Annotated in this window: 5 protein-coding genes and 3 pseudogenes; 3 read left to right on the top strand and 5 right to left on the bottom strand. The window is 73.7% G+C overall.

The window, feature by feature from the left end; translation table 11 throughout:
* A pseudogene (locus AAHZ94_RS25485) lies at positions 1–285 on the bottom strand (potassium/proton antiporter); the annotation flags it as partial.
* A 181-nt stretch (positions 286–466) separates the two neighbouring features.
* Here AAHZ94_RS25485 and AAHZ94_RS25480 point away from each other — a divergent pair.
* Complete coding sequence (locus AAHZ94_RS25480; protein ID WP_349995535.1) at positions 467–1,369, top strand: hypothetical protein; 903 nt, start codon at positions 467–469, stop codon at positions 1,367–1,369.
* Positions 1,370–1,516: 147 nt separating this feature from the next.
* Here AAHZ94_RS25480 and AAHZ94_RS25475 read toward each other — a convergent pair.
* Positions 1,517–1,672: pseudogene (locus tag AAHZ94_RS25475) on the bottom strand (helix-turn-helix domain-containing protein); the annotation flags it as partial.
* A 12-nt stretch (positions 1,673–1,684) separates the two neighbouring features.
* Positions 1,685–2,257, bottom strand: a pseudogene (locus AAHZ94_RS25470) (DUF6879 family protein); the annotation flags it as partial.
* A gap of 758 nt (positions 2,258–3,015) precedes the next feature.
* Here AAHZ94_RS25470 and AAHZ94_RS25465 point away from each other — a divergent pair.
* Positions 3,016–3,741 (top strand): S1 family peptidase, encoded by a 726-nt coding sequence (locus AAHZ94_RS25465; protein WP_349995533.1) that lies wholly within the window; start codon positions 3,016–3,018, stop codon positions 3,739–3,741.
* A gap of 732 nt (positions 3,742–4,473) precedes the next feature.
* A complete protein-coding gene (locus AAHZ94_RS25460) occupies positions 4,474–5,580 on the top strand; it encodes a PP2C family protein-serine/threonine phosphatase (RefSeq protein ID WP_349995537.1) in 1,107 nt (368 codons plus the stop codon).
* 227 nt (positions 5,581–5,807) lie between these two features.
* Here AAHZ94_RS25460 and AAHZ94_RS25455 read toward each other — a convergent pair whose 3' ends face one another.
* A complete protein-coding gene (locus AAHZ94_RS25455; protein WP_349995531.1) occupies positions 5,808–6,215 on the bottom strand; it encodes a hypothetical protein in 408 nt (135 codons plus the stop codon).
* A 364-nt stretch (positions 6,216–6,579) separates the two neighbouring features.
* Positions 6,580–6,975, bottom strand: a 396-nt coding sequence (locus tag AAHZ94_RS25450) for a type I-E CRISPR-associated protein Cas6/Cse3/CasE (RefSeq protein ID WP_349995529.1), incomplete at its 5' end; no start/stop codon positions are given.

The raw sequence follows: 6,975 nt of genomic DNA, 5'->3' as shown, positions 1-6,975 counted from the left end.
TGCCGGGCCCGCGCCGTCCGCCGGGCCCGCGCCGTCCCCCGGGCCCGCGCCGGCCGTATCCATGCCGTCCACCGAGGGTTCGGCGTCCGCGGCGGCTGCTCCTGCTGCGCCCGCGCCGCCCGCACGCACGGCGACTGCCGGGCCGAAGGCGCCCGCCGCGTCCGCACCGTCCACCGCGTCCGCACCGTCCACCGCGTCCGCACCGTCCGTATCCACGCCGTCCGTATCCGCGCCGTCCCTGCCGGAACCGGCCGCGTCGGAACCGCCCGCCGCAGCCACGGCCACCCCGGCGGCACCCCCGTCGGCGCCCGCCGAACCACCCCCGTCGGCGTCGGCCGCGCCGGCCGCCGCTCCGCCCGCCGGGCCCGCCCCCGTGGCCGTGCCGCTGCCCCCGGAAGCCACCCCGGCGGACGCACCCCGGGCCACGTCCGGAGCCGGGCCTGCCGCCGGGGCCGCGGCAGGTCCCGTGCGCTCCCCGGACGCGGCAGATCCCGTACGGTCGGCCACCCCGTCGGCCACCCCGTCGGCCACCCCCGCATCGGCGAAGGCCGCGCACGCGCCGACCGGCGGGCGCTCCCGGCGCCGCGGCTGGGTGGTGGCGACGGTGGTGCTCGCGGTGCTCGCGACCGCCAGTACCGTCGCGCTGCTGACCCGCGACGAGGGGCGCGGCGGGCAGGGCCGGGAACGGGCCGCGGCGTCGGCCGCGCCGACCGCGGACCCCAAGGCACCGGCATCGCCCGCGCCGTCCGCGAGCAAGTCCAAGGACGGGAAGGCCAAACAGGACGAGGCCGAGCGGGACGCCGACGAGGCCAAGAAGGACGGGGACGAGGACGCGGCCAAGGGAAAGGGCGCCGACGCGGGGCAGCGCGAGCCGAGTTCGACGCCGGGCGAGCGCGGTGGGTCGGCCCGGGACAAGGATGCCGACGCCCCGTCCGGCGGCCAGCGGACCACCCCGGCCGACCGGGACGACGACCCGCCGGCCGAGCGGCCCGACAGCGGCGCCGACCAGGACCCGCCGACCCGCCCGACCCCCACCAACACCGTCCCCCAGCGCTTCCTCGGCACCTGGGAGCGGAAGAACTACGCGGGCCCGATCTCCCAGCACATGGTGGTCCGCCAGGCCAAGCCGGGCCAACACGTGATCACCCTGTCCTACGACGGTGCCGGCTACTGCGAGTCGACGGCCACCCTGGTCGCGGTGGAGGACGGCGGAAAGCAGTTGTCCGTCGGCCCCCCCGCGCCCCGCTCGAACTCCACCGGCTACTGCCCGGGCGACAACGCCTCATCCTTCGTCTTCGACGCCTCCGGCAACCTCTACCGCACCGTCAACGGCCAACGCGACTTCACGCCCTTCACCCGGATCGGCTGACCTGGGCCCTGTCCCCCGTCCCCCGTCTCCGGGCCCAACGCCCCGGCGCCGTACGCCCTACTTGGCCGGTCCCGCATCCCGGCGCGGCGGGGTACGGAGGAGCGCGGGGCGACTACGACCCCGAACCGGTCTTGCGACCTGCTTGCAGCGCTTGCCGTTCTCCAACTTGCTGACTTTGGAGCCGGGCCAGCCGAGCCGCCGGGCAAGTTGCTGACCGGTGAGCCGACCACCAGGACAGGCGATCCGGAGTTCGCGCAGCCGCGCCCCCAGGGCCACCCTGGCTTGCTGATAGTCGGTGCTCACCGGCCATGCGCTCTATTCGGTCGCGGCGAACTGGTCGAACGGCACCGCGTGGTGCATCGCCGCGTCGCGCACCATCGCGTACCGCACGACCTCGGCTAGTTCGGTGATCAGCTCGATGCCCGTGATGGCGTCGGCGTCATCGAAGTGGAGCAGCGCGACCAAGCGCGAGTCGAAGAGCCAGAAGTCCACGGCGGGCAAGTCGGCGGCTTGCTCGCGCCACAGGTAGCGGATGTCCTCGCCGAATGACGCGTTGTGCCGGGCGTAGTCGAGCAGGAACCGCTGCTCGGTGGTCATCGGACGGTCGGCGACGCGCACCCGCCCGACGCGCTTGCCCGCCCCGGTCTGCGCCTTGATGGTGACGAACCACGGCTCGCTCGGGTCGCAGGGTGAGGAACCGGTGGCCAGGAACTCCTGAAAGTCGGGGTCCGCACGGTCGGACGCGTAGCCGCGCCGGGTCTCCAGCCGCCAGGCGGTGTGCTGGAAGCTCTCGAAAAGGCGCCGGAAGGCCGCCCGATCCACGATTTCGGGCACGCGCTGCCTCTCCTTCGGTCCTCAGTTCACGAGCAGTTCGCGGGGTAAGGCCACGTCGAGCAAATGCGAGAAAACAGCCTACCGGCCGCCCGCCTCGCCCACAGGCACGGCGACGGGGACTTCCGCCGCGTGACCCCGCGCAAACACCGTATGTGACGAACCATCATGTTCCGGTTCTGGCTGCCTGGACGTCCAAGGCCGGGGTCCCGCGCCCCAACGCGGGCGGGTGCAGACGAACGCGAGCCAAGCCCGGCAGCGGCCATACGGAACAGCGCCTACGCAAACCACCCCCACCCCTTCGGAAGTTGTCGCGAGGGAACCCGTTCCCACCCCTTCGACGTCACTTTCTGAGGCGGGGCGATGCGGTCAATGGAGATCGCCGGTCCGTTGGCCGCGAAAGCTGCGGAAGATCGATAAACAGGTGAAGGCGGACGGTGGATCACCCGCGGTGAACCCGGCCGGCAGGCCCATATCCGTATGCGGGAAACGGAAAGGCGGCTTGCGCTGACATGGGAATGATGTGGGCGGTTCTCGTGGCTTTCCTCGGCTTGTGCCGGGAAAGCGGGAAATCGGAGCCGGGGCGTCCGCGCCTCGATGGGGTGCCGATGTACCCTGTGTGACCTGGGAGTTCGCTGGCGGATCTGGGTCGGGGTGACTGTTGTGGACCCCGGTGCCCCGCCGGGTGATGGGGCGCCAGCTATATCCGCATGTTATGGAAGTTTGTTACTACCCCTTTCAACAAGGCTTCGTAATCCTGGTAATCCCTGGCCAACGACGCCCGCGTAATCGGGTGTCTTCGGAAACGAGGAACCTTGCGAATTACCAGGCTAGTCCCCGCGCTCATAGCCGCTTTGCTCTCCGTCCTCACCCTCTCCGTGAACGCCACGGCCGCCGAGACGCCGCAGGCCCCGGCCTCCAGTGAACCGTCGACCCGCATCATCGGCGGTGGCTACGCGCAGAGCGGCCCGTGGGCCGCGCGGCTGTTCTCCAACGGACGCCAGACGTGTACGTCCACCATCATCAACTCCAACTGGATTCTCACCGCCAAGCACTGCGTCTCCGGCGGCGGCCTGTCGTTCCGGATCGGCAGCCTGGACCAGACCAGTGGCGGCACCACGGCCAACGGCGTGCAGACGCAGACCCACCCGTCCGCCGACCTCGCGCTGGTCCGCCTCGACCGTTCGGTCTCCGCGACCTACGCCCAGCTCGGCCAGCCGGGTTCGGTCAACGTCGGCCAGAGCGTGCAGGTCTACGGCTGGGGCGCCACCTCGCAGTGCGGCTCCGAGATCAACTGCCAGTCGCAGTACCTGAAGGTCGCCAACGTGACCGTGTCCGGTGGCTGCCGCGACGCGTACCAGGGCCAGGCGATCTGCGCCCGCCGCGGCAACGGCATCACCGCCGGTGGTGACTCCGGCGGCCCGATGATGGCCGGTGGCGTCCAGGTCGGCGTCGCCTCCACCAGCGACCGCCAGACCACCACGGCTTACACCAACGTGACCGCGTACCGCTCCTGGATCCAGTCCATCGCGGGCGTCTGAGCCCGTCCCGGGGCCCCGCAGCGGCCCTGACGCACGCCGAGCGGTGAGTGCTGAGCACTGACCCGGCGTCTCAGTTGGGGCACTGTCCCGCGCGGAACCTCCGCAGCGGACGGTGCCCCCACTGCCGTTCCCGCGTTCGCCCCCGCCCGCCGCTCCCCTCCGTACGGCACGGCCCGCGCTGTTCCCGTCCGCCGTTCCCCGGCGCCCCGCCACCCTCGCCGTACGCGCGCCACGTCCCGCCGTACGTCTGACCACCGCCCGGTCGTCCGTACGCGTCCAGCGGCCGAAGTCGGCCACCGGTGGGGCCGCCGCCGGGGCGCAACCGGCCGCTGCGGTGGTTCGGGCGCCGGCGTAGGGGAGGCCGTCGCGGGAGAGGGGTGGAAGAGGGGGGCGGAAAATCGACGGACGGTGCACACTCGATGAGGGGGTGGCAAGCGCTCGCCGTCCCCACCGCGTGCCCGGCCGTGGCCCGCCCCACCCAGCGCACCCGGCCCCGCGCCACCGCCCCGGCGGTCGTCGGCCCGCCGAACCCGCTGGTGGCGGCCCCGCGACCGGAGAGAACCGGAATCCGACCCCGGGGCGCGCCCCGGTCCACCGGTGCGACGTCCGCCCCGTGGCGTGCCGGTCCGCGCGGGACGCTGGGTGGTGGCGCGGAACTGAAGAAGGGGCAGGGGTGCGGTGGTAGCAGCGAATCGGCCCTCGCACGTGCTCTCGGCGATTCCGTACGCGGTCATGGCCGTCGTCGTGGTGGTGCACCTGACCGCGGGTTCGGGCGTCGGCTTCCTGCCGCTGATCTCGCTGGGGCCCGCGTTCGCCGGGCTCGTCGGCGGTTGGCGCCGTACCGCCTGGATCGGCGGCCTCGCCCTCGCCCTGACGCTCGGCCTCGGCCTCTACAACGACCTGCTGAGCCACCGCCGCGGCGCCACCGCCCTGGTGTCGGTGGGCGGCGTCACGGTCGCCGGCCTGGTCGCCGCGGTGATGCGGCAGCGCAGGGAGGCCGAACTCGCCAACGTGCGGTCCATCGCGGAGGTCGCGCAGCGCGTCCTGCTGCGCCCCGTGCCGCTGTCCGCCGGGCCGCTGCGGGTGGCCGTCTCGTACACCTCGGCGGTGGCTGACGCGCGGATCGGCGGCGATCTGTACGAGGTGGTGGCCACGCCGTACGGGGTGCGGACCATCGTCGGGGACGTACAGGGCAAGGGACTTGAGGCGGTCGAGACGGCGGCGGTCATCCTGGGCGCGTTCCGCGAGGCCGCCTACGACGAGCCGGTGCTCACGGCCGTCGGCGAGCGGCTCGAACAGGCGCTGTACCGGCACGTGCGGACGACGGAGAAGTTCGTGACCGCGGTGCTGGCCGAGTCCGGGCCCGAGCGGTCCATGACGCTCCTCAACTACGGCCATCCGGCGCCGCTGGTGGTGCGCGGCGACGGTTCGGCCACCTTCCTGCCACCGCCCGAACGGGCCCTGCCGCTCGGCCTCGCGCTGCACGGCGCGAAGGGCCCGGTGCCGCACACGGTCGACTTCGCCCCCGGCGACCAGGTGCTCTTCTACACCGACGGGGTGAGCGAGGCCCGCGACGCCCGCGGCGACTTCTATCCGCTGGGCCAGCGCGCCGCCCTGCTGCGGGCCGCCAACCCGCAGGCCGCGGTGGAGGCCCTGCGGCAGAACCTGGTGGCCCACGCGGCCGGCCCACCGCACGACGACGCGGCGATGCTGCTGCTCCGCTACCGCGAGGACGAACCGGCAACCGGGGACGACCCCGAGTCGGACGCCCACCCAGCGGCGGACACCGACCCGACGACCGAGTCCGCGCCGGTGGGGCGGGTTGGGGGTGGGGGTTGAGTGAGGGCGGGGGTGCGGCCCGGGTTACGGGGCGATGCCGTACCCCGCCCGCCGTCTGTACGGGCCTGGCGGCCGGTCGGGCCGTGGATGCGGGCCCCGCCCGACAGTGCCCCCAAGCGGTGGGTACGGGCGGAGCCCACGCGCCCGACTACCTGCACCCCTGACCCGCAGCGCCCCCGGCGCAACCACCCTGCCCCCAGCGCAACCACCCCGCACCCCCGGCCCCATCACCCCCCACCCGCCGTGGTGCGCCGATAGGCCCGCCGCGCATGGCTGATCCGGGCGATGACCGTGCCGAGTACGGCGGCGGCGAGGAGGAAGCCGATTCGGCCGGCCTCCGGGTAGCCAGCCCAACTGAGTTGCCAACGCGGGTTGATCGCCGCCCAGTTGAGGAAGATCCAGCACACCACGGCTATGCCGGGAGCGGCCACCAGACGGGCGCAGACGCCGAGTCCGACGGCCAGCGCGCAGAGCACCGCGAGGACGGTTTCCGGGTCGGTCAGCAGGCCGCACACCCCGAGCAGCGCCACCGCCGCGAGCGCGCCGGCATTGGCCGCGCCGAGCACCCGGGGCGTGGCCAGCGGTTCCGGAACGGGCCTGGCCTGTGCACGGAAGACTCGCCACTCCACCCTCATCGCGGTTTCCCCCGGTGGTCCGGGCCGCGCACGCCGGTCGGATACGCCACCACCGGGGCACGGCAGGTGTCAGCTTCAGGAACAACAACGGTCGACAGCGCCGTCGCGCAGCCGCCCGCGTCAGGATGTCCCACCCCGACCCGCCACGCGAGGCGCCCACCATGATGCCCGCAGCCCCCGCCCACAAGCCCCCCGCCCCCGAAGCACCGCACTTCTTACGCTCCGCGTCCCGCGCCCGTACGCCCCTCGGGGGTAACCGATAGCCACGGTGAAGGGGGTGGTGGGGGTGGCGGGGGTGGCCCGTGGGGCGGTACGGGGCGCGGGCGCTTCACCAGGCGGTGGGCCCTCACCGGGCGCGGCCCCCTCACCGGGCGGCAGGCAGCGGGGCGAGCGTGAGCAGGCCGCAGCCGTACGCCTTGGCCGGGCCGATGCCGCCGAGCAGATGGGCGGTGAGGGCCTCCGGGTCGGTGACGCGCAGGTGCCCCTCGAAGGTGGCGCTGTGGAAGGTGACCTGCGTGCCCCTGCCGCCCTTGCCGCCGCTGCCGCCCCGACCGGCCTGGCTGCCCTGACCGGCCTGAGTGGTCCGACTGGCCTGGTTGCTCTTGCCGTCCCTGTCGTCCCTGCCGTCCCGGCTGCCCTTGCTGAAGGAGTGCCGGTGCCGCGCGGTGATGCGTACCTCGTGCGCGGTCGTCGTACGGGAGGTGGGCGCGGCCGGGTCCGCGGCGGGGTCGCCGGGCGCCGCCGGGCCCGGGCCCGGATC

Origin of the sequence: Streptomyces sp. HSW2009 (assembly GCF_040240285.1) — a bacterium.
In the GTDB taxonomy this organism is placed as follows: domain Bacteria; phylum Actinomycetota; class Actinomycetes; order Streptomycetales; family Streptomycetaceae; genus Streptomyces.
Note: the sequence above shows the minus strand (reverse complement) of the source record. Positions and strands in the feature narration are given on the sequence as shown.

Bases quoted from the DNA above. Each gene is read 5' to 3' on its own strand.
- AAHZ94_RS25460 (WP_349995537.1), top strand. From the start codon at position 4,474: ATGGCCGTCGTCGTGGTGGTGCACCTGACCGCGGGTTCGGGCGTCGGC.
- AAHZ94_RS25455 (WP_349995531.1), bottom strand. From the start codon at position 6,215: ATGAGGGTGGAGTGGCGAGTCTTCCGTGCACAGGCCAGGCCCGTTCCG.